The following is a 21863-nucleotide window of genomic DNA, read 5'->3' as shown; positions in this document are numbered from 1 at the left end:
CTGCAAGCCCAAGCTGATCGCCCTCTCGCCATCAGGCCTGGCAAATCAGCTCCGGTTCGCCTGCTCGCGCGTGCCCGGCGTTGCAGCCGGCAGGCGCAACGTCACGATGTCGGGCGCGATGATCAGGCTGCCGCCCAGTTCCCGCGCCAGGTTGCGCGCCAGTCGCAGCGCGAACCCGGTGCCGAGCAGCGTCCCATCCTCGTCCTGCTCGTCGTCGATGCCGAGAACCGCTTCGCCGGGATAATGCCCCAGTGCCCGCGGCCGATCGATGGCAATGACCACCCGCTGCTCGCCGTCCTGCGCGAACCGGATGTGCAGCCGCTCCTCACGCGCCGTGGCCGAGACCAGCGTTGCCAGCAGCCGCGCGAGCAGCCGCTCCACGGCGCGCCGATCCCCGGATACCGCCATGTCTTCGGGCGGGAGCAGGATCGCCGAGCCGCGCAGCGCAAGCAACTCGTCCAGATCCGCGACGATGCCAGCGAACAGCGGCCGCAGCGCCACCCGTCCCTCCCCCAGCGACAGCGCCGCACTTTCGATTCGTGCGGCAAGGTCGAGATCATCGATCGCACCGAGCAGGTCACGTGCCTGCGCCCGAATCGCTGCAGCCCGATCCCGATAGGGTTCGGGAACCGGCCCGAGCATCTGCGTTTCGATCATTTCCGCGAAACCTGCGATCGCGTTGGTCGGCGTCCGCAGTTCATGCACGATCTGGCGGAGCGCATCCGCTTCGATCGGCGCACGCGCGGGCTCGGCACGCTCGTCCGCGCGGGGGCGGCGGGCGGTACCGCGATAGCCGGTGAACCGCCCGGTCACCTGCTCGAACGCCGGAAGCGCGGAAACCAGCCAGTCCCCGGCCGCGTCCGATTCGCCTTCGATGGTCAGCCGGGCGTTCGTGAAACCGGCGCGCCGACGGAACGCACCCGCCGCCACCCCGTCCAGCCTGCTGCCGCGCGCGAGCCCCTGCAGGTCGAGCGAAAGCCCGATGAGCGGCGCCCTGCTCACCCCCTCGACCCAGCGAACGACACCCGCAGCGTCGGTTTCGAACCGAAAGTTCCGCGCACGCTCGCCGACGCGCTCTGCCGCTTCGGCAGCGTCGCGATCGCGGTGATAGGCTTCGATCCGCGCGACCAGATCGGCGACTGCGAACAGCCCCTCCCCGGCATCGCTTTCGACCGGCTGGGGCGCGGCCAGGGGCTGGCTGCCGATATCCTCGGCGATCGCATCGGCCGTGCGGTGGTCCGCGAGCACGAAGTCCGCCGGCCCGAAGCTCTCGAGCGCGCGGCGGACGGCGGGCGGCAGGTCCCGGCGGTTGCGCAGCACATGGCGCCCACCGGGCGCCAGCACGGGCAGCAGGTCCATCCACTCCTGTTCCGCGAGATCGGCGCTACGCAGCATCGGCAGCGCGACCATCAAGTCGTCGGTCGCGAGCAGGCGCACCAGCGCGGCGGGCGGCGTTGCGCCGTCCAGTGCCCGGGCACTTGCGGCGCGAACCTCCAGCGCCACCATTGGACGAAGCGACTCCAGCAGGTCGAGCGCACGCGCTTCGACAGGCACACGGCGCCGGCCCAGCAGATCGACGAGCTGCCGCCAGACAAGGGGCGCCCCCGTGGGCGAGCGCAGGTCGCCAGCCAGCACGGTTTCCAGCGTATCGTCAAAGCGCAGCGGCAAAGCCGTCGTCCCCCGAAGTTCGTTCAATTGTTCGTACGCGTACCTCATACCGTCCCGCAACACACGGAGGGAACAGTCCATTTCGGCACGTCGCAATGTGGGACAATTGCGTTGAAGCGTAATTTTATTATGCTAACAAGCAGCCAGAAGAAACGAACCCACGCAGGAGCCCCAGAAAAAAATGCGATTCGACGAGATCGACGTCCGGATCCTAGGATTACTCCAGGAAAATGGCCGCATGACCAATGTCGAGCTTGCCGAAAGGGTCGGGCTGACAGCCCCGCCCTGCCTCCGCCGCGTTCGCGCGCTGGAACAGGAAGGTGCGATCAAGGGATATCACGCTGCGCTGGATCCCGGCGCACTGGGATATAACCTCACCGTCTTCGCGATGGTAAGCCTGAAAAGTCAAGCTGAAAGCGACCTGCGCGCCTTCGAGCAGCTGGTCGCGGAAATCCCCGAGGTTCGGGAATGCCACATGCTGAACGGCGAGATCGACTTCATCCTGAAGATCGTCGCGCCGGACCTGCAGAGCTTCCAGACCATCCTTACGACTCGGCTGACCACCGCGCCCAATGTGGAGCACGTCAAGACGTCGCTCACCATCCGTACGGCCAAGGCCCTGCCGGGCGTTCCGGTGCCGGAATTCAAGGACTGACCGCATCGGCATGTCCCGCGCGGCCAGAGACATGAAAAAGGGGCGGCCCCGCGGGACCGCCCCTTCCTTTTTGCGCCAGTTGCGCCGGATCAGGAAAGCGCCGGCAGGTCCAGCGCCACGGTCCAGAGTGCGGCGAGGTCCACTGCCGGAGCAGCCTTGACCTGGCCGAAAGCGGTGCGCGCCTCGTCCTTGCGGCCGAGATTGTACAGCGCGATCGCGCGGTGCAGGTTGACCTCGTCGGCCGCCACGCCGCCCTTCTGCAGCGCGACGTCATACAATTCGACGGCCTTGGCATAATCGCCCGACGCGAAGAACGCGTCGCCGGTCTGCCCGGCCATCTTGCCGTTGGCGGCCGCCTGCGACTGCTTGACGAGCGGCGCCAGCGAACCTTCCGCCTTCGATTTGGTCTGCGCCGAGGCGTAGATGCGGTTCGCGTCGGCGTTGCCGGCCGGCAGCTTGCCCGCCGCGCGGCCCTCTTCGATCACGGCCACGGCTTCCCACGGAAGGCCGGCAGCGTTCACCGACTCGGCATAGTCGAGATAGTCGTTCTGATCGGCCAGCACCTTGGTCGTACGCAACAGGCGGTACAGGTCGATGCGCTGCGCCGCGGTGAGGCGACCGCCCGCCTGATCCGCGCTGCCGCGCATCACCAGCACGCCCCAGCGCCAGTTCTGCTTGGTGGGATAATCGGCGATCATCTTCTTCATCCACTCCGCCGTCGCGGCGCGGTTGCCGGTGGCGTAGACGCGCGGGATGGCGAACTGGTACCAGGCGACCGGCGGCTTCTGGCCCGTGGCCTTCACCGTCTGGATCGCGCGATCGACCTCGGCGACGGACTCGCTGGGCTTGCCGGACTGCGCATAGGCATTGGCAAGGGCGATCGAGACGTCGAAGTCATTGTTGCCGGCTTCGCGCGCCTTGGTCAGGCCATCGATCGCCTCGGCATATTTCTTGTCGGTCAGCGCCTGGTTGCCGATGATCGTGTAATATTGACGCTTGTAGATCGGCAGCTCGTTCGCCGGGGTGCGCGGGCTGGCGATCAGCACCGGCAGCGTCTTGGTGAGGCCCGCCATGTCGTTCTGGCCGATCTGGACGCGCGTGCGGAGATAGGCGGCGTAGTATTTCTCGTCGTCGTTCTGCGCGACCTGGTCGAGCGCGTCGAGCGCGGGCGTTGCGACCGCCCAGTTCTTCGCCTGCACGGCCTCCACCGCAGGTGCCGCCGCCTTGCGGAAGGCGTCACCCACCTTCAGCGCGTTGGGATCCTCCTTTGCGGCACCCTTCTTGTCCTTCTGGGCCAGCGCCGGCGTCGACACCAGCGCGGTGGAACCCAGCGCAAGCATTGCAGTCAGCGCAAGCTTCGAAACAAACTTCATGTGAAACTCTCCTCGTCGGCCAGGCGGCGTCGCACGTTCCTCTAAAGGCGCCCTGTACACCATTCAAGCGCGGTTGCCGTGCGCGAAGCACGCTGAACCGGCTTTGAACAAGCGCCATTGCGGAGCGGAAACGTTTGGGTCCAGACTTGGCTCCCATGCTCCCCACGCGCGCACGTACGCGCGGGCGCGGGGTTGGCAGGAGGCATGCGGGCGGCTAGAGCCATATCAGCGTAACAAAAACCCGAAAGTCTGTTGCATTGACCGACGAGACCATGCTCGCCGACCCTTCCGACATTACCCCGATCTCGATCGTCGACGAGATGAAGACCTCGTACCTCGATTACGCGATGAGCGTGATCGTGGCGCGCGCCCTGCCCGACGTTCGTGACGGCCTGAAGCCCGTACACCGCCGCATCCTCTATGCCGCCCAGGAAGGCGGCTATGTCGCCGGACGGCCCTACCGCAAGTCCGCCCGCCTCGTCGGTGACGTGATGGGTAAGTACCACCCGCACGGCGACAGCTCGATCTACGACGCAATGGCCCGCATGGCGCAGGACTGGGCGATGCGCGTGCCCTTGATCGACGGTCAGGGCAATTTCGGCTCGATGGACCCGGATCCGCCCGCCGCGATGCGCTACACCGAAGCGCGCCTCGCCCGCGTGGCGACGGCGCTGCTCGACGATATCGAGAAGGACACGGTAGACTTCGTGCCGAACTATGACGGTTCGGAAAGCGAGCCGTCGGTTCTCCCTGCCCGCTTCCCGAACCTGCTGGTCAACGGCGCGGGCGGCATCGCGGTGGGCATGGCGACCAACATCCCGCCGCACAATCTCGGCGAAGTGATCAACGCCTGCCTTGCGTATATCGACAACGGCGCGGTCACGCTCGAGGAACTGATGGAGCTGGTGCCCGGTCCGGACTTCCCGACCGGCGCGGTGATCCTCGGCCGTTCGGGCTGCCGTTCGGCCTATCAGACCGGCCGCGGCTCGATCCTCGTCCGCTCGCGCCACGAGTTCGAGCAGCGCGGCGAGCGCCGCTCGATCGTGCTCACCGAAATCCCTTACCAGCAGGGCAAGAACGCGCTGGTCGAGAAGATCGCCGAGGCCGCCAAGGAAAAGCGGATCGAAGGCGTCTCGGACATCCGCGACGAAAGCTCGCGCGAGGGCGTGCGCATCGTCATCGACCTGCGCCGCGACGCGACGCCCGAGGTGGTGCTCAACCAGATCTGGCGGAACACCCCCGCCCAGTCGAGCTTCCCGGCGAACATGCTCGCCATCCGCGGCGGTCGCCCGGAACTGCTCAACCTGCGCGACATCATCGAGGCCTTCGTCAAGTTCCGCGAGGAGGTCATCACCCGCCGCTCGAAGTTCGAGCTGGCCAAGGCACGCGACCGTGCGCACATCTTGCTCGGCCTGGTGATCGCGGTCACCAATCTCGACGAGATGGTGAAGATCATCCGCAGCTCGTCGAGCCCGGCCGCCGCGCGCGAAGCGCTGCTGGCGCGCGACTGGCCGATTGCCGAAATCGCGCCGTACATCCGCCTCGTCGAGGCGGTGGACACCGAGGTGACCGGCGACAGCTACCGCCTGTCCGACACCCAGGTCCGCGCGATCCTCGACCTGCGCCTGCACCGCCTTACCGCCCTCGGCCGCGACGAGATCGGCGACGAGCTCAAGGAACTCGCCGATTCGATCGCCGAGCTGCTCGAGATCCTCGGCAACCGCGCCAAGCTCTACGAAGTGCTGCGCGGCGAACTGGTGCTGATCCGCGACACCTATGCCACCCCGCGCAAGACCGAAATCGCCGCTGCCGCCGACGGCATCGACGACGAGGACCTGATCGAGCGCGAGGACATGGTCGTGACGGTCACGGTCCAGGGCTATATCAAGCGCACCCCGCTCGATGCCTTTCGCGCCCAGGCGCGCGGCGGCAAGGGCCGCGCCGGCATGGCGACCAAGGACGAGGATGCGATCACCGAGCTGTTCGTCACTTCGACGCACACCCCGGTGCTGTTCTTCTCCACGCTCGGCCGGGTCTATCGCATGAAGGTGTGGCGCCTGCCCGAGGGCGGCCCCGCCACCCGCGGCCGGCCGATGATCAACCTGCTGCCGCTCGCCAATGGCGAGACCATCTCCACCGTGCTTCCGCTGCCGGAGGACGAGGATGAATGGGCGAACCTCCATGTGATGTTCGCGACGTGCAAGGGCAATGTCCGCCGTAACAGCATGGATCTGTTCACGAACGTGCCCTCGAACGGCAAGATCGCGATGAAGTTCGAAGGCGAGGACGAGGACGATCGCCTGATCGGCGTCGCCCTGCTCAACGAGGGTGACGACGTGCTGCTGGCGACGCGCGCCGGCAAGGCGATCCGCTTCCCGGGCGAGGACGTCCGGGCGTTCCAGAGCCGTGCCTCCACCGGCGTGCGCGGCATGCGCCTCGCGGACGGCGACCAGGTGATGTCGCTGTCGATCCTGCATCGCTCGGGCGCCAGCCAGGAAGAGCGCGACACCTATCTGCGCTTCGCCCCCTGGAAGGGAGAACGCGAAGGCGAGCACGACCTGCCGGCCGAGCGGTACGAGGAGATGAAGGACCGCGAGCAGTTCATCCTCACGGTCTGCGCCAACGGCTATGGCAAGCTCAGCTCGGCCTATGAATATCGCCGCACGGGTCGTGGTGGTCAGGGCATCACCAACATCGACAATATCGCCCGCAACGGGCCGGTGGTGGCGAGCTTCCCGGCAACGAAGGGCCACCAGCTGATGCTGGTGACCGACCAGGCCAAGATGATCCGCATGTCGCTGGGCGACCTGCGCGTCATCGGCCGGAACTCGGCGGGCGTGCGGCTGTTCAACGTTGCGCAGAACGAGCATGTCGTCTCGGCGGCACGCATCGAAGAGAGCGAGGACGAGGCCGAGATGAACCTGGGCGACGGCGCGGTGGCAGGCGAAGCAACCCCGGACGCGACCCCGGGCGAAGACCTTGCCGATGGCGGCGAGGCCTGAGCATGGCCGACACGCCCCTCACCGCCTACAAGATCCTGACCCAGGACCAGATGGACACGCTCGAACACGAGCGTGTCTTCCTGGGTGCGCCGATCGACTTGGCTGACGGCTATATCCATCTCTCCACCGCCGAGCAGGCACAGGAGACGCTGGAGAAGCATTTCGCCGGCCAGAGCGGCCTGTGGCTCGCCGCGGTGGATCTCGCCGCACTGGGCGACACGGTGCGCTGGGAGCCGTCCCGTGGCGGCCAGCTCTTCCCGCACATCTACGGTCCGCTGCCGCTGGACGCGGTGACGGCGTACAGCGAAGTGCACTACGAACAGGACGGCAATCTGCGCCTTCCGGTGGCAGGCTGAAAAAAGTCTGAAAACACCGCTTGACGGGGCCGGCCACGAAACGTATTCGGCCGCCTCCGCCAAGCAATGGCCCCTTCGTCTAGCGGTTAGGACGTCGCCCTCTCACGGCGAAAACACGAGTTCGATTCTCGTAGGGGTCACCAGCCTTTTTAGGCGCAATTGCTGAATGGCCGCACGTTGGTGCAAACCCTCCAAAACTTGACGGCTATCACGGTTCGCTTTCGTTTGCGGGCTGCTGCAGCCGAGCTGCCCCCGGCTACGGCCTGTCGCTAGGTACCGCCTGATCCAGCGTCTTGCGGTGCCCAATCAACGGAGCAGGCCGCCGTCACCTTCACCGCCGTGCCATTGGCCTTCAGCAGCGCGGCATCCATGCCGTTGATCAGCGCGAATCGATAGCGTCCGGGCTCCAGAAACAGCACTTCCGGCGTGGTCGCGCCGGGCCGCAGGCCGTCCAGATCGTCCGTGCTGACCGCGAACCGGTTCTGCGTGCGGGCCTTCGCCCAGGAGATCGCCTGCGACGGGAGGAGCAGGTCGCCCGCCTCCGCAGCGTCGCCATCATAGGGAGAGTAGATCTCCAGCAGCCCGCGTTCCGGGGTCACCACCGCCAGTACATGCCGGCGCGCGGCCGCATCGGCCGGCAGCGTCAGCGTGAAGGCGCGGGAAGTCGGATCGGTGCCGCGGAGCGTCGCGGGCGAGCAGTCCATGCCGCCGATGCCGGCCACTGCCGCCGGAAAGCGCACCTTCTTCGCCCCCGCCACCGCCTGCGCCAGATCGGCGCTGTAGAGCGCAACCGGGCTGGCGCTCGGGCTCGCCGCGGCATGGATCTCAGCGGTACCCTGCACCTGCGCCTGCGCCTGGGGTTCGGCGCCAGCCGATGCGTTGGGTGCGCTGCTTGCCCGATCGCACGCGCCGGCGAGCAGCAGCGCGCAAGGCACGGAGGCGAACCGGAGAAAGCTAGCGAAGCTGGACGTGGAGATGGTCATCCTCGATCCCTACAGACTGGACGGCGGGATTGTCACGCATGGCGGCCACCACGGCCTGACGGTTCGCCGCAGGCGGCATCCGGATATCGAGCGCGCGATCGGACATGTGGCGAGAGATCAGCACCCCCCGATCGGCCTGACGCTGAAGCACGTTCGCCATGCGATCGACAATCGCCGCCCGCCCAAGACCCGCACGCTTGCCGGAAAGATAGGCATCGCGGACCTCGTTGAAGGCGGCCTGGTTGGCGTAGCGGGGCGAGCTGTTGTCGGCGAAATTGTTGTACATCGCCGATGCCTGGCGATCGGGACCCCGCCGTCCGCTGGTCACGTGGATCGAGAAGCCGGTCGCTGCCTGCACCGAGTCATGGAGCGCGTTCGCACTTCGCGTTGCCGCCGGCGTCAGATCGATCCCCGGGCTGCTGGTGAAGCGGGCGGGACCGCCCGGCGTCGCAGGGCGCGGCGTGGCAGCCGTCGTCGCCCCGCCGGCCGTGATTGCCGCGTCCATGGCTTGCATCCGCCGCGACTGGTCGGCCCGGAGCGTCCGCTGGACCTCGGCCTCCGTCGGTATCCGGCCGAGCGCCTTCTGGGCGATGTTGACGAAGCCCGATCCCGCGCGACCTCCGCCCGGCAGCGGGAAGCGCTCGCCGGTTGTTCGATCGATATAGGCATGGATGCGAAGATCGGTGACGCTCTGGCGCGTCACGCCGGTCTCGCGGAGCGTACCGATCTGGTCGAGGAAGCGGGCGGCGGCGGTCGGCGACTGATTGTACAGGTCGAGATAGCCGGTCGCGAGCGTCGCGTTGTTGGGGTCCAGTCCGGCGGCACGCGCTGCCGTTTCAAAGGCGGGGATCTGCCGGCTCAATCTTGCGAGCTGCTGCGCATCCGCCTGCTCGGGCGTCAGATTGCCGGCGTGCTGAAGCGAGAAGGAGCCGCGATTGCCCACGCCGTTACCCGGATCGATATGCCCGTGATAGGCGTCCCGGAAGCCGCCGCTCGGTGTGCGTGTTCCCTCGGCCTGACCGATGATGACCGCGCCGCGCGCCCGGCTGCCCAGTGCGGGGTCGAACATCGTGCGCACGTCGCTGGCGGGCTGCTGCGGCGTGGCGGGTGCGGTGCGCGTCGCGCTCGGCGCCGGCGCGGCCGGGGCCCGCGTGGCATGGGGGACTGGCCGAGGCGCAGGAAGGGTCAGCCGGTCGCCTGGATGGATCAGGTCCGGCCGCTTGAGGCCGTTCGCGTCGACGATCGCCTGGGGTGAGATGCCGTGCTCGCTCGCGATCTCGCTGATCGTCTCGCCGGCGCGAACCACATGGCTGGCGCCGCCCTGGTTCGGGATGCGCACCCGGTCACCTGGCAGAATGAAGTCATGGCTGGCGAGCTGAGGATTTGCACGCTCGAGCTGGGCCAGCGACACGCCATAGTGTCGTGCAATGCTCCACAGGCTGTCGCCGCGCCGCACCACATGTTCGTTGCCGCCTTCCGGCGGCGAACTGCGGTGACCGGGGATCGCACCCACGCGACTGATCTCGGGCATTGCTCAACCTCCTGCTGCGCGTTCGCGCTCTGAAGGGGGCAAAATGCCATGTGCCCTGCGTCCCGTAACTCAACGGAACGCTTAGACGCCGGGCCGACAATGCTGCCGCAGAAGCGCGGAGTCCGGCGCAGCCAGGGGCCGCCGACGCTGCTTTCGAACGCGACACGGCCACGCCTGATATGCGAACCAATCGCAACATCGAGTATCGCCCCGGTGATCCTGCGCTCGGTTCTTTGCTAACTTCTCGCAATAGCGTCCAGCACAAGGTCATCAGAGACGCCATTCTCGCACGGCAAGCGCACCAGGAACGTGGAGCCCTGCCCCACCACGCTTTCCTTCAGCGCGATCGTGCCGCCGTGCAGCGTCACGAGCTGGCGCACCAGGGCAAGGCCGATGCCGAGCCCGTCACTCTGCTCGCCGCCCCGCTCCACCTGCGCAAACAGGTCGAACACCTGCGCCTGCATTTCCGGCGGGATGCCGACCCCGGTATCCCTGACCTCGATCGCCACCTGCGCCCCCTCACGCCGTGCGACGAGGTGGATTGCGCCGCCCGGCAGCGTGTACTTGGCCGCGTTGGCGAGCAGGTTGCTCACCACCTGCGCAATGCGCGCCGCGTCCGCATGCAGCCAGACCGGCGCCTCCGGCAGCTCGATCGTCAGCCGATGCTCGCGCGCATCGATCTGCGGGCGGCTGATCTCCACTGCCAGCGCGACGGCATCGGCCAGGTCCATCCTGTCGGCGCGCAGCACGATCTTGCCCTGATCGATCCGGGCGACGTCGAGCAGGTCCTCGATCAGCCGGGTCATGTGATCGACCTGGCGCGCCATCTGGCCGCGTAGCTGCTCGGCCGCATCCGCCGATCTGCCGCGGGAGAGCAGGTGCAGCCCCGCCCCCAGCGCCATGATCGGGTTGCGCAGCTCGTGCCCGACCATGCCCAGGAAGGCGTTCTTGCGCCGGTCGGCGAGCTGCAGGCTGTGAGTCATCCGCTCCAGCGCGTCGCGCTGGGCGATGATCTGGCGGCGCTGCTCGTAGAGATCGAAGAACACGTTGCTCTTCGAGCGAAGGATCCCCGCATCGAGCGGCTTTTGCAGGAAGTCCACCGCGCCGGTTTCGTAGCCGCGGAAGCGCCGCTGGGCGTCGGCACTGCCGGCGGTGAGGAAGATGATCGGAATATGTCGGGTGCGCTCGTTGGCGCGCAGGAACTCGGCCAGCTCGAACCCGTCCATGCCCGGCATCTGCACGTCGAGCAGCGCCAGCGCGACGTCGTGGACGAGCAGCAGCTCCAGCGCCTCCTCGCCCGAGCGCGCCTTCAGGCACTCCAGGCCCTCCCGCCGCAACAGCGCCTCCAGCGCCAGCAGGTTTTCGTCGAGATCGTCGACAAGCAGGAACTTCACGAGGTCGGCAGCGGACATGCGGGCTCAGGCCAATCGAAGGAGGTATGGGGCGATGGCATCGATCGCCAGGCGGATAGCTTCCGGGCACAGCGCCAGGCCGGCGGCAGGCATGGTGGGCACCTTGGCGGTCTCCGGATCCTCGACGATCGCGGTGCCGCCGGCGCGCGCAACGGCGCGGAGGCCCTCCGCCCCGTCCTGATTGGCGCCGGTGAGCAGTACCGCGATCAGGCGACTGCGCAATGCGTCGGCCGCGCTTTCAAGCAACAGGTCGATCGCAGGCCGGCTGTGGTTCACCGGATCGTCGGCCGACAGCGCCATGCTGCCATCGGGCTCGACCAGCAGATGGTAGTTGGCGGGCGCGAAATAGATGGTGCCGGGCTCCGGCACCTGCTTGTCCTCCGCTTCGCAGACCCGCATCGCACATCGCGCCTGAAACAATGTCACCAGCCCGTGATCATGGTCGGGCGGCACATGGACGACGATCAGCACCGGCCGCGCAAAGTTCGCCGGCAAGGCGGGCAGCAGCGTCAGGAGTGCCTGCACCGCCCCCGCCGATCCCCCGATCACCACCGCGCCGCTCATCGATCGCGCCGCTGGTAGATCTTCTCCTCGCGGACGAAGTCGCTGAAGCCGGTGGCACGGTCCGAAAAGCGCAGGCTCTCCTTGCGGCCCAGGCCGAGGAAGCCGCGGCGCACGAGCGACTCCTCGAACAGCCCCACCGCGCGTTCCTGCAGCCCGCGATCGAAATAGATCAGCACGTTGCGGCAGGAGATCAAGTGCATCTCCGCGAACACCGAGTCCGTCGCCAGGCTGTGATCGGAGAAGACGACATTGTCGCGCAGGCTGCTGTCGAAGATCGCCCGGTCATAGTCCGCGACATAATAGTCGGAGAGCGACGTGCGTGCGCCCGATTTCTGGTGGTTCTCGGTGAACTTGCGGATCTGGTCGAGCGGATAGACGCCCGCCTCCGCCGCCCTGAGCGCCTTGGGGTTGATGTCGGTGGCGTAGAACAGCGTGCGCTGCTCCAGCCCCTCCTCGCGGAAGAGGATGGCGAGCGAATAGACTTCCTCGCCGTTGCTGCACCCCGCTACCCAGACCTTCAGCGAGGGATAGGTGCGCAGGTGCGGGATCACCTTCTCGCGCAGCGCCCGGAAATAGCTGGGGTCGCGGAACATCTCGCTCACCTGCACGGTGAGGTAGTTGAGCAGCTTGGCCAGCATGTCCGGATCGCGCAGCAGCCGCTCCTGCAGGGCCGAGAAGCTGGTCATCCCCAGCCGGCCACGCGCCTGGATCAGCCGCCGCTTGATGGAGGCGCGGGCATAATGCCGGAAATCATAGTGATAGCGCCGGAACAGCGCCTCGAGCAGCAGCTCGATCTCGATATCATCGATATCCGGCTCGGCAACATCCTCGCTCATCGCGGCATCCACACCCGCACGAGCGACAGCAGTTTGTCGACGTCGATCGGCTTGGCCATGTAGTCGCTGGCGCCCGCCTCGATGCAGCGCTCCTGGTCGTCCGGCATCGCCTTCGCGGTGAGCATGATGATGGGCAGCTTGGCCCAGCGCGGGTCCTTGCGGATTTCGCGGGTGGCGGTGAGGCCGTCCATGACGGGCATCATCACGTCCATCAACGCCAGGTCGACACCCTGCGCCGGATCCGCCGCGGCTTCGGCGAGCGCACGCAGCGCTTCCTGGCCGTTGCGGGCAATGCGAACGACCACGCCGCGCGGCTCCAGCACGCTGGTCAGCGAATAGACGTTCCGCACGTCGTCCTCGACGATCAGCACCCGGCGCCCTTCGAGCACCGCATCGCGGCGACGGGCCGCCTGGATCATCTCCTGCTGCGCGCTCGGCAGTTCGGAGACAACCTGGTGGAGGAACAGCGAGACCTCGTCGAGCAGCCGCTCCGGCGACTTCGCTCCCTTGATGATGATCGAACTCGAATAGCGACGCAGTTTCTGCTCGTCGTCGGGGCTGAGGTCGTGCCCGGTATAGACGATCACGGGCGGGAAGCTGTGGGCGCCCTCCTCCTGGCTCAGCGTCTCGAGCAGCGAATAGCCCGAGGCGTCGGGGAGCGACAGATCGAGCACCATGCAGTCGAAGGTCTGGCCGCGCAGCATCTCCAGGCATTCGGCGGCGGTGGCGACGCCCACCGTCTCGACATCGTCGGTCTGGAGCAGCCGGGCGACCGCATCGCGCTGGACGGGATCGTCCTCCACGATCAGCACGCGGCGGACGCGGCTGGCAGTGCGTTCCTGCAGGTTCTGCAGCACCTCGGCGAGCAGCTCGCGCTTGATCGGTTTGATGTGATAGCCCACCGCTCCGAGCGACAGCGCCGTCTGGCTCTGGTCCGCGGCGGAGATGACGTGGATCGGGATGTGCCGCGTCGCCTCCTCCTGCTTGAGCCGATCGAGCACGATCAGCCCGGACTGGTCCGGCAGGCCGAGATCGAGCACCACTGCGCTCGGCCGGTAGGTCCGCGCGAGATGCAGTGCCTCGTCCGCGGTGTTGGCGATCAGGCACTGGAAGCCCAGTTCGCGCGAAAGGTCGCAGACGATCGATGCGAACACCGGATCATCCTCGATCACCAGCAGGTGACGACCGCCCGGCGCGAGCGCGCCGCGATCGTCCTCCAGCGCCCAGTCGGCAGGCGCGGCGGAGCGCCGGGGGGCAGCAACGGGGGCGCTCGACGCGGGAGCGGACACCGGCTTGGCCATTTGGGCGGGCGCGGCCGGCGCCTGGCGCGGGGCCACCGCCGCGGGATCGTAGCTGGCCGGCAGCGTGAGCGTGAAGGTGCTGCCCTCCCCCGCCCGGCTTTCCAGCGTGATGCCGCCGCCGAGCAGTCGCGCCAGCTCGCGCGAGATCGAAAGGCCCAGGCCGGTGCCGCCATAGCGGCGGTTGATCGTGCCGTCCGCCTGGTGGAAAGCCTCGAAGATCATTCGCTGCTGCTCCGGCGAGATGCCGATGCCGGTATCGCGGACCGCGAAGGCGATCTGGTCGCCCGCCGCCCGCACCTGCAGCCGCACCGAACCTTTTTCGGTGAACTTGAGCGCGTTCGACAGCAGGTTCTTGAGAATCTGCTCCAGCCGCAGTCGATCGGTCTCCAGGCCCTTGGGCGCGGTTTCGTCGAGCACGATCTCGAGCTCGAGCCCGCGCTGCGCCGCCACCGGCTGGAAGACCTGGCGCAGATCGGTGCCCAGCCGCGCCAGGCTCACCGGCTCGGGCCGGATGTCGACATGGCCGGCCTCGATCTTCGAAAGGTCGAGAATGTCGTTGATCAGCGTGAGGAGATCGTTGCCCGAAGACTCGATGGTGCGGGCGAACTTCACCTGTTCGGCCGTCAACGTGGCGGGAGCGTTGTCGCCAAGCAGCTTGGCCAGGATCAGCAGCGAATTGAGCGGCGTGCGCAGCTCGTGGCTCATATTGGCGAGGAAGTCGCTCTTGTACTGGCTCGCCTGCTCCAGCTCGCGCGTCTTGGCGAGCAGCGCGGCGCTGCCGCGTTCCAGCGCGTCGCGCTGGCTCTCGAGCGCCTGGGCCTGTTCCTCCAGCTGGCTGTTGGTCTGCTCCAGCTCGACCTGCTGCTGCTCCAGCATCGCCTGGGATTCGCGCAGTGCCCTGCCCTGCTCCTCCAGTTCCTCGTTGTTGACCTGCAGTTCCTCGCTCTGGGTCTGCAGCTCGGCCGCCTGGCGCTGGGTTTCCTCCAGCGCGTCCTGGAGGTGAGCGCGGAAGCGCGCGGAACGTAGCGCCACGCCGATCACCGGCGATGCGCGCTCCAGCAGGTCCAGCATCAGCGGATCGGTCGGGTAGAAGAAGCCCATCTCGAGCACGGCGTTGACCGTTTCATCGGCCTTGGCCGGTACGATCAGCAGATGGCGCGGCTTGTCGCTGCCGAAGGCGGAGCCGATTTCCAGATAATGGTCGGGAACGTCGTCGAGCAGGATCGGCGCGCCTTCCGCCGCAACCCGGCCCAGCAGCCCCTCGCGCAGGCCGAACGCCTGGGGCACATCGGCATCGCCCGGCACGCCAAGCGTCGCGACACGCTGGAAGTGCCCCGCCTCGCCCTTGAACAGCGCGCCGGCCTGGAACCCGAGCTTGCCGGCCAGGTATCCCAGCACCGACTCTGCGATCTCTTCCACCGAGCGATCACCGCGCACCGCGGCCGAGATGCCCAGCAGCCCGTTCTGCAGCCATTCCTCGCGCGCCCGCGCGCGCAGGTTGCGACGCAGCAGCACGAAGATGATCAGCGTCAGCGCGGCCCCGATCAGGCTCGACACCACGCCGCTGGCAATGGCCGCGCGCGAGGCAGTGGCCATCTCCTCCAGACGCATCTGGCGGAGCCGCCCTTCTTCCTGGGCCATTACCGTGAGCTGGGCGCGAATGGCGTCCATGCTGTTCTTGCCGCGATCGGTGCCCACAATTGCCAGCGCCTCGGCGAGGCCCTGCTTCCGCCGCGTCTCGATCGTTTCGCGCAGCTCGCCGAGCTTGGCATCGAGCTGGCGGCGCAGCTGCACGATATTGCTTTGCTGCACGTCGTTGTCGCTGACCAGCTTCTGCAGTCGCACCAGGCGCATGTCGAGCGTGTCGGTAGCCCTGGTATAGGGCTCGAGATAGTTCTGCGCGCCCGTGAGCAGATAGCCGCGCTGCCCGGTTTCCGCATCCTGGACGGTCGAGAGAAGCTCGTCGAGCGCGATCAGCACCGTGTGGCTGTGCCGGATGGCGGCGTCGCTTTGCCGCAGCGCGAGCACGTTGCGATAGGCCAGTGCGCCGCTGACGAGGAAGAAGGCGAGCCCGATGACGAGCCCGACCGTCATCCAGGCAGACCTGCCGCCGGAGTCCTGCAACAAATTCCGACGCTTCATGCACTTGATCCCGAAAATAGCCCCGCGCTCCGCATACCGCGCTGCCGAGGCAGAGCAAGCGCCCTCTAGGGAAGGCCGCCGATCCTTCCCCTTGCACCACAGTGCGAGGCCCTTGCCGAAGCCGGCAAGGGTGCTCCGCAACGAACGCGTTCAAATCCGGATTGGAGCGGCGGTTCCGCACACCATGGCCAGAATTCGCGCGGCACCCCGCGCGCCGGGCTGCGCCACGGAACGCGGCATCGATCCGTTCCGGACCAGCTTGCCATTTCCAACCCTCGCCGCCTGCGCGATCAATCGCCCGAACATTGCGGGAACGGCGAGCGCGATCCGCGGATAGAGAGCCAGTCCGCTCGTCGTCGTACCGGTGACGGGCCGCCGCGCCGCCGGGGATACCGAATGGTGGCTGTAGGAGGGCGCCATGCACATCTGCGAACCGAATGCACCCGAAGGGCTCGCGGCCGCGCCCGTATCGACCCCGGCCTTCGAGGGAAGCGCGCATCAGGCGGAGACGCTCCCCGATGACCGGTCGAACCTTCGCGCGCCGCCTGCAGCGCCGGTCCGTCCCGCCCTCCGCGACGCGATCGCACGGCGCGCCGTCGCCGAATTGCTGGAAGGGGCGCCAGGGCCAGCCCAGCGCACGCTGCCGGTCGATCCGAAAGGCACTGCCGCCACGGAGGCGTCGGCGGGCCCCGCTGCCTCCGACCCGCTCGTGGACATGTTGATCGCCGACGCCCTGCTCGATGCCGGCGTGCCGCCGCGACATCCGCGGATCGAAGCATCGGTCCGCGGCATCATGCGGCGCTACCCGGCAGAGGGGGGCACGTCCCCTCGCCGCGTCACCGCGCCCGACGACATGGCGGACGAGGTCGCGCAGATCGCGCAGGCGATGCTCCTGCTCGCACGGGTCGGCCGGCGGGACCTGATCGCCGCGCATTGCGCACCGCCGATTGCGATACTGCTCGCCTATGCCGAGGCGGATGGTGCGATCCCCGCATGGGCCCTGCCCGAGCGCGCCTCGCCGGATGCGGTCGCGGCGATCGCAGGCCTCGTCTATGGGCTTGCACGCTGGGACGCGCGGCGCTTCCTCGGCATGATCGTCGCTGGTGCCCGCTGGGTTGCGGAGCGGCAGCAGCCGGACGGCAGCTGGTGCCCCGCAACCGAGGGCGACGGCCTGTACTGCAGCTGGCAGGCGCTGCGGCTGCTCGGGGCCGTGATGCCCAATCATCCTGCCGTGGGCCGAGCCGCCGGATTTCTGCACGAACAGCGGCACGGCGGCGGCGGGTGGGGCGCGCGCGGCCGTGAACCACTGACCACCGCGCTGGCGGTGCTCGCACTGGCGACGACCCGCACCGCGCTCCCCTCGGCGCTGCCCGGCCAGGTCCGCCCGCTCCTTGCCCCCGGCCCGACCGGTTGGCCGGCGAGCCTCTTCCCGCGCAGCAGCCCGGCCACCCGCAGAACAGCCATGGGCGCCGATGGCGGGAGCCCGGCCGTCACGGCGCTGTTCGCGCTGAAGGCCAGCGAAGCGCTGGAACCGGGCCCGCGCCGCCGACCGTAAACGTCCGCATCGCCGGCGCCCCCGTCGAAAACCCGAGGAGACGTTCACCGAAATTTATGGCTCTTTCGGCAAACCAGGCAGTCAAACCAAAGCAAAAGCTTGGAAAAGAGAGGAGCCGATATGTCGAAATGTGCATTCTTGCTGTCCGCCGGGGTTCTTGCACTTGCCGCACCGGCCGCGGCGCAGGACCTGCGCGGGTCGGCCGCCAACACGCCGGCCGAAGCCGAAGAATCGCCCAATACGGCCGACATCGTCATCACTGCCACGCGCCGTTCCGAACGATTGTCGAACGTGCCGATCGCGGTGTCGGCGTTCGGCCAGGCGGCGCTGCAGAATTCGGGCGCAACCGACATCCGGCAGATGACCCAGATCGCGCCGTCGCTGCTCGTCTCCTCCACCGGCTCTGAGGCCAATGCCTCGGCGCGCGTGCGCGGCATCGGCACGGTCGGCGACAATCCCGGCCTCGAAAGCTCGGTCGCGGTGTTCATCGACGGCATCTATCGCAGCCGCACCGGCTCGGGCCTCAACGACATGGGCGAGATCGAGCGGATCGAAGTGCTGCGCGGGCCGCAGGGCACGCTGTCGGGCCGCAACTCCTCGGCGGGCGCGATCAGCATCTACACCAAGCTGCCCGAATTCAAGTTCGGCGGGTTCACCGAGGCAACCTATGGCAATTTCAACGCCGTGCGCCTCTCTGGCGCGCTGACCGGGCCGGTAGTGAAGGACCTGGTCGCCTTCCGCATCGACGGAGTCTATTCGAAGCGCGACGGCTATCTGCACGATGTCGTCAACAATACCGACTATAACGATCGCAACCGCTATTTCGTCCGCGGCCAGCTGCTCTTCACGGTCAACCCCGATCTCGGCATCCGCCTGATCGCCGACTATACCCATCGCAACGAGAAGTGCTGCGGCGCCGTCTACATGGACACGCGCGAGAAGCTGGACCCCACCCCCGGCGTGCCCGGCGACTTCGCGGTCAACCCGGCGGGCAACCGCATCACCGCGATCCTGCGCAGCATGGGCGGCGTGCTGCCGAGCGAGAACGCACCCTATAACCGCCAGATCGCGCTGACGCGCGGCCGCGCCTATGCCAATCTCACCACCGATTACGGCCTGTCCGCCCGCGTCCGCTGGAACCTCGGCGCCACGCAGCTGACCTCGCTCACCGCCTATCGCGAGTACAAGTCGGCGGGTGCCGGCGACATCGACTATGGCAATGTGGACATCGCCTATCGCCCGGATGACGGCAACGCCTATCGCCAGTTCCATACCTTCAGCCATGAGAGCCGTTTCTCGGGCACGATCCTGGGCGACAAGCTCGATTGGCTGGTCGGCGGCTATTACGCGCACGAGAAGTTGCGCGTGGCAGACAATCTCCGCTTCGGCACCCAATATGGTGCCTTCGCCGCCTGCCGCATGGTGGCGACGATCAACGCGGCGTCGGCGCTGCGCGACCCCACCCGCCCCGGCTGCCTCAGCGCCACGGGCCGCGCGGCGCTCACGCCCGCCGTGGGGCCGCAGATCATCGGGGGCATCGACCGCCTGAGCACGCTCAACGACCTCGGCTCGACGCTCGACCTGTACGACCAGACCAGCGAGAACTGGGCCTTCTTCACCCACAACATCTACAAGCTCACCAAGCAGCTCAGCTTCACGCTCGGCGCGCGCTACACGCACGAGAGCAAGTCGCTGCAGGCGGCGTTCGCCAACAACAACACCGTCTGCCCGGCGCAGCAGGCCGCGCTGGCGCCGCTGCTCGCCAGCACCAACGCGACGCTCCAGTCGCTGGCCGGCGGCATCGTCACGCTGACCTGCACCGGCAACTCCACCTCGGCGCTGACCGGGGTGCCCTTCGCGGACAAGTTCAAGGAAGGCCAGCTCACCGGCACCGCGGTGCTCTCGTGGAAGCCGGCGGAGAGCACGCTCTTCTATGCCTCCTATGCGCGCGGCTACAAGGCGGGCGGCTACAATCTCGATCGTTCGGACCTGTCGGCGACGGTGTTCGCCACCCCGCGCCAGTCCGCCGTCACCAACCTGCGCTTCGATCCCGAGACGGTGAACGCCTTCGAGATCGGCGCCAAGTACAGCGCGCGGCACATCACCGCCAACATGGCGCTGTACCGCTCCGAGTTCACCAACTTCCAGCTCAACACCTTCAACGGCACCAGCTACATCGTCCAGAATATCGGCGGCTGCAGCACCGCGCTGAACGGTGCCGACCGCGACAACAGCTCGGCAACGGGCGCCTGCACCGGCAGCGTCGGCAAGGGCGTGGTAACCCAGGGCGTGGAACTGGAGTTCGGCTTCTACCCCACCTCCAACTTCACCGTGAACCTCGGCTACACGCTGGCCGACGCCAAGTACCAGCACGACCTGGTCGGCTCCAAGACGGGCGAGCCGCTCAATGCGGCGCTGTTCCTGCTCCCCGGCAGCCAGATGTCGAACGCGCCGCGCAACACCGTCACCAGCGCGGTGACCTGGACGCCGTCGATCGGCAGCAGCGGCATGACCGGGCTGCTCTATGTCGATGGCCGCATGACCAGCGACTACAACACCGGATCGGACCTGTTCATCGAGAAGCTGCAGGACGGCTTCGTCACGATGAATGCCCGCATCGGCGTGCGCGGACCGGACGAGAAATGGGCGGTGGAACTGTGGGCGCAGAACCTGCTCGACACCAACTATCAGCAGGTCGCGTTCAACCTGCCCTTCCAGGGCGCGGGCAGCCGCTCGCAGGTGCAGGCATTCGGCGCCCCGAGCTTCGCGGCCGGGAACGCGATGTTCGGCTCGTTCCTTGCCGAGCCGCGGACCTATGGCCTGACGGTGCGTACGCGCTTCTGACTCGGCTGGCTCTGCACCTGCGCCGCGGCTACGGCAGCGCAATGCAGAGCCTCCCCCGCCGATGAGCGACACCGCCCCGCCCGCGCCGCGCCATGGCGGCTGGATCATCGCGGCGTGCATGTGCGCCTCCAGCCTCGCCTTTCTCGACGGATCGGTGACCAACGTCGCGCTGCCGACGATCGGGCGCAGCCTCGCCGCCGATCCCGCGACGCTGCCCTGGATCATCAACGCCTACCTCCTCCCCCTCTCCGCGCTCCTCCTGTTCGGCGGGGCGACCGGCGACTATTTCGGCCGCCGCCGGATGCTGATCCTGGGCGTGGGGATCTTCGCGCTGGCATCGCTCGGCTGCGCCCTGTCCCGCGGCACGGACCTGCTGCTCGCCTCGCGCGCGCTGCAGGGGATCGGTGCGGCGATCCTGATGCCGAACAGCCTCGGCCTGCTCGGCAGCAGCTTCCACGGCGAGTCGCGGGGCCGCGCGATCGGCACCTGGGCCTCGGCCGGGGCGATCGCCTCCGCCGTGGGCCCGCCGCTCGGCGGCTGGCTGGTCGACGCGGTCGGCTGGCGCGCGATCTTCTATCTCAACCTGCCGGTCGCGGCCGCCGCCATCGCCATCGCCTGGCGGTTCGTGCCGGAGAGCCCGCGCGGCAAGGGCGGGCTCGACTGGCTGGGCGCGGCGCTCGCCACCGCGGGGCTCGGCAGCCTCACCTGGGCGCTCACCCTCTGGTCGAGCAGCCATGCCGTCTCCGCCGAGTCCAGCATCGGTCTGGTCGGCGGCGTTGCGCTGCTGGCCGGCTTCGTCCTCCACCAGCACCGGCTGGGCGAGCGCGCGATGATGCCGCTGGCCCTGTTCGGCTCACTGCCCTTCGTCGGCCTCAGCGTGCTGACCCTGCTGCTCTACGGGGCGCTGGGCGGGCTGATCCTGCTGCTGCCCTATCTGCTGATCGTCGGCGGCGGCTATCCGCCCGCGCAGGCGGGGCTGGCGCTCCTCCCCTTCTCGATCGTGATCGGCGTCTCCTCGCGCTTCGCCGGGCGGCTGGCGGCGCGGATCGGCGGGCGCTGGCCGCTGTCGATCGGCCCGATCGTCACCGGCATCGGCTTCTGGCTGCTCTCGGGCGCGGACCCGCAGGCGAACTACTGGACGAGCATTCTGCCGGGCATGCTGGTGCTGTCGCTGGGCATGGCCGGCGCGGTGGCGCCGCTGACCACGGCAGTGCTCGCCTCGGTCGACGACCGCTTCACGGGCACCGCCTCGGGGTTCAACAGCGCCATCGCGCGGACCGGCGGGCTGGTCGCGACCGCGCTGGCCGGCGCGGTGCTCTCGCAGACCGGCGCGGCGCTGGTCGGCGGGTTTCAGGTGGCGGCGCTGGTGTGCGCAGCGCTGGCGGTCGCGGCAGGCGTGACGGCGTTCCTCACGCTGAAGGACTGAGCCGCCGCTCCCCTCTAGCGGTCATCCCGGCGAAAGCCGGGATCCATTGGGGTCTCCGTACCAGCTCCTGCTGCGGCGGAGTGGCAAATGGATCCCGGCTTCCGCCGGGATGACGGTGGAGAGGAAAGGCCATCAACCGCCCCTCCCGCTACACCCACGGGATGTCCCCCATTGCCCGTGCCGGAGCCCCGCCCCATCCTCCCCGCGAGACCATC

14 protein-coding genes and 1 tRNA gene are annotated in these 21863 nt (G+C 68.0%); 7 read left to right on the top strand and 8 right to left on the bottom strand.

The window, feature by feature from the left end; all coding sequences use genetic code 11:
- Positions 1 to 45: 45 nt before the first annotated feature.
- Positions 46 to 1695 (bottom strand): histidine kinase dimerization/phospho-acceptor domain-containing protein, encoded by a 1650-nt coding sequence (locus V7E00_RS05820; RefSeq protein ID WP_333571712.1) that lies wholly within the window; start codon positions 1693 to 1695, stop codon positions 46 to 48.
- 154 nt (positions 1696 to 1849) lie between these two features.
- Here V7E00_RS05820 and V7E00_RS05815 point away from each other — a divergent pair, with 154 nt between their 5' ends.
- Positions 1850 to 2323, top strand: a complete 474-nt coding sequence (locus V7E00_RS05815; RefSeq protein ID WP_066717028.1) for an Lrp/AsnC family transcriptional regulator — start codon at positions 1850 to 1852, stop codon at positions 2321 to 2323.
- A gap of 89 nt (positions 2324 to 2412) precedes the next feature.
- Here V7E00_RS05815 and V7E00_RS05810 read toward each other — a convergent pair whose 3' ends face one another.
- Positions 2413 to 3696 (bottom strand): tetratricopeptide repeat protein, encoded by a 1284-nt coding sequence (locus tag V7E00_RS05810; RefSeq protein WP_333571711.1) that lies wholly within the window; start codon positions 3694 to 3696, stop codon positions 2413 to 2415.
- A gap of 257 nt (positions 3697 to 3953) precedes the next feature.
- Here V7E00_RS05810 and gyrA point away from each other — a divergent pair, with 257 nt between their 5' ends.
- The 3 genes from gyrA (at position 3954) to V7E00_RS05795 (ending at position 7197) form a co-directional block, all read left to right on the top strand.
- Complete coding sequence (gene gyrA / locus V7E00_RS05805; protein ID WP_333571710.1) at positions 3954 to 6698, top strand: DNA gyrase subunit A; 2745 nt, start codon at positions 3954 to 3956, stop codon at positions 6696 to 6698.
- A gap of 2 nt (positions 6699 to 6700) precedes the next feature.
- Positions 6701 to 7054, top strand: coding sequence for a DUF952 domain-containing protein (locus V7E00_RS05800; protein ID WP_333571709.1), 354 nt, complete (start codon positions 6701 to 6703; stop codon positions 7052 to 7054).
- 68 nt (positions 7055 to 7122) lie between these two features.
- Positions 7123 to 7197 (top strand) — tRNA-Glu (locus tag V7E00_RS05795).
- A 126-nt stretch (positions 7198 to 7323) separates the two neighbouring features.
- Here the strand turns inward: V7E00_RS05795 and V7E00_RS05790 are convergent.
- The 6 genes from V7E00_RS05790 to V7E00_RS05765 form a co-directional block, all read right to left on the bottom strand.
- Positions 7324 to 8037, bottom strand: coding sequence for a hypothetical protein (locus V7E00_RS05790; protein WP_333571708.1), 714 nt, complete (start codon positions 8035 to 8037; stop codon positions 7324 to 7326).
- Complete coding sequence (locus V7E00_RS05785; RefSeq protein ID WP_333571707.1) at positions 8009 to 9568, bottom strand: LysM peptidoglycan-binding domain-containing protein; 1560 nt, start codon at positions 9566 to 9568, stop codon at positions 8009 to 8011. Before V7E00_RS05785 ends, V7E00_RS05790 begins: the two co-directional genes overlap by 29 nt.
- 236 nt (positions 9569 to 9804) lie before the next feature.
- A complete protein-coding gene (locus tag V7E00_RS05780) occupies positions 9805 to 10980 on the bottom strand; it encodes a hybrid sensor histidine kinase/response regulator (protein WP_333571706.1) in 1176 nt (391 codons plus the stop codon).
- 6 nt (positions 10981 to 10986) lie between these two features.
- Complete coding sequence (locus V7E00_RS05775) at positions 10987 to 11544, bottom strand: chemotaxis protein CheB (protein ID WP_333571705.1); 558 nt, start codon at positions 11542 to 11544, stop codon at positions 10987 to 10989.
- Entirely contained in the window at positions 11541 to 12380 is an 840-nt protein-coding gene (locus V7E00_RS05770) for a CheR family methyltransferase (protein WP_333571704.1), read from the bottom strand. The genes V7E00_RS05775 and V7E00_RS05770 overlap by 4 nt, the downstream gene beginning before the upstream one ends.
- Positions 12377 to 15823, bottom strand: coding sequence for a response regulator (locus tag V7E00_RS05765; RefSeq protein ID WP_333571703.1), 3447 nt, complete (start codon positions 15821 to 15823; stop codon positions 12377 to 12379). The genes V7E00_RS05770 and V7E00_RS05765 overlap by 4 nt, the downstream gene beginning before the upstream one ends.
- A 418-nt stretch (positions 15824 to 16241) precedes the next feature.
- On the opposite strand from V7E00_RS05765, the gene V7E00_RS05760 reads away from it, so the two are divergent.
- The 3 genes from V7E00_RS05760 to V7E00_RS05750 all read left to right on the top strand — a co-directional run bounded on the left by V7E00_RS05760 (position 16242) and on the right by V7E00_RS05750 (position 21648).
- On the top strand, positions 16242 to 17378 hold the full coding sequence (locus V7E00_RS05760; RefSeq protein WP_333571702.1) for a hypothetical protein: 1137 nt from the start codon (positions 16242 to 16244) through the stop codon (positions 17376 to 17378).
- A 120-nt stretch (positions 17379 to 17498) separates the two neighbouring features.
- Positions 17499 to 20222 (top strand): TonB-dependent receptor, encoded by a 2724-nt coding sequence (locus V7E00_RS05755; protein WP_333571701.1) that lies wholly within the window; start codon positions 17499 to 17501, stop codon positions 20220 to 20222.
- A gap of 61 nt (positions 20223 to 20283) precedes the next feature.
- Positions 20284 to 21648: an MFS transporter gene (locus tag V7E00_RS05750; protein WP_333571700.1), complete on the top strand. Its 1365-nt coding sequence runs from the start codon at positions 20284 to 20286 to the stop codon at positions 21646 to 21648.
- Positions 21649 to 21863: the final 215 nt, after the last annotated feature.

The organism is Sphingomonas sp. (assembly GCF_036731925.1).
GTDB lineage: Bacteria > Pseudomonadota > Alphaproteobacteria > Sphingomonadales > Sphingomonadaceae > Sphingomonas.
This window is presented reverse-complemented; position numbering and strand designations above follow the sequence as displayed.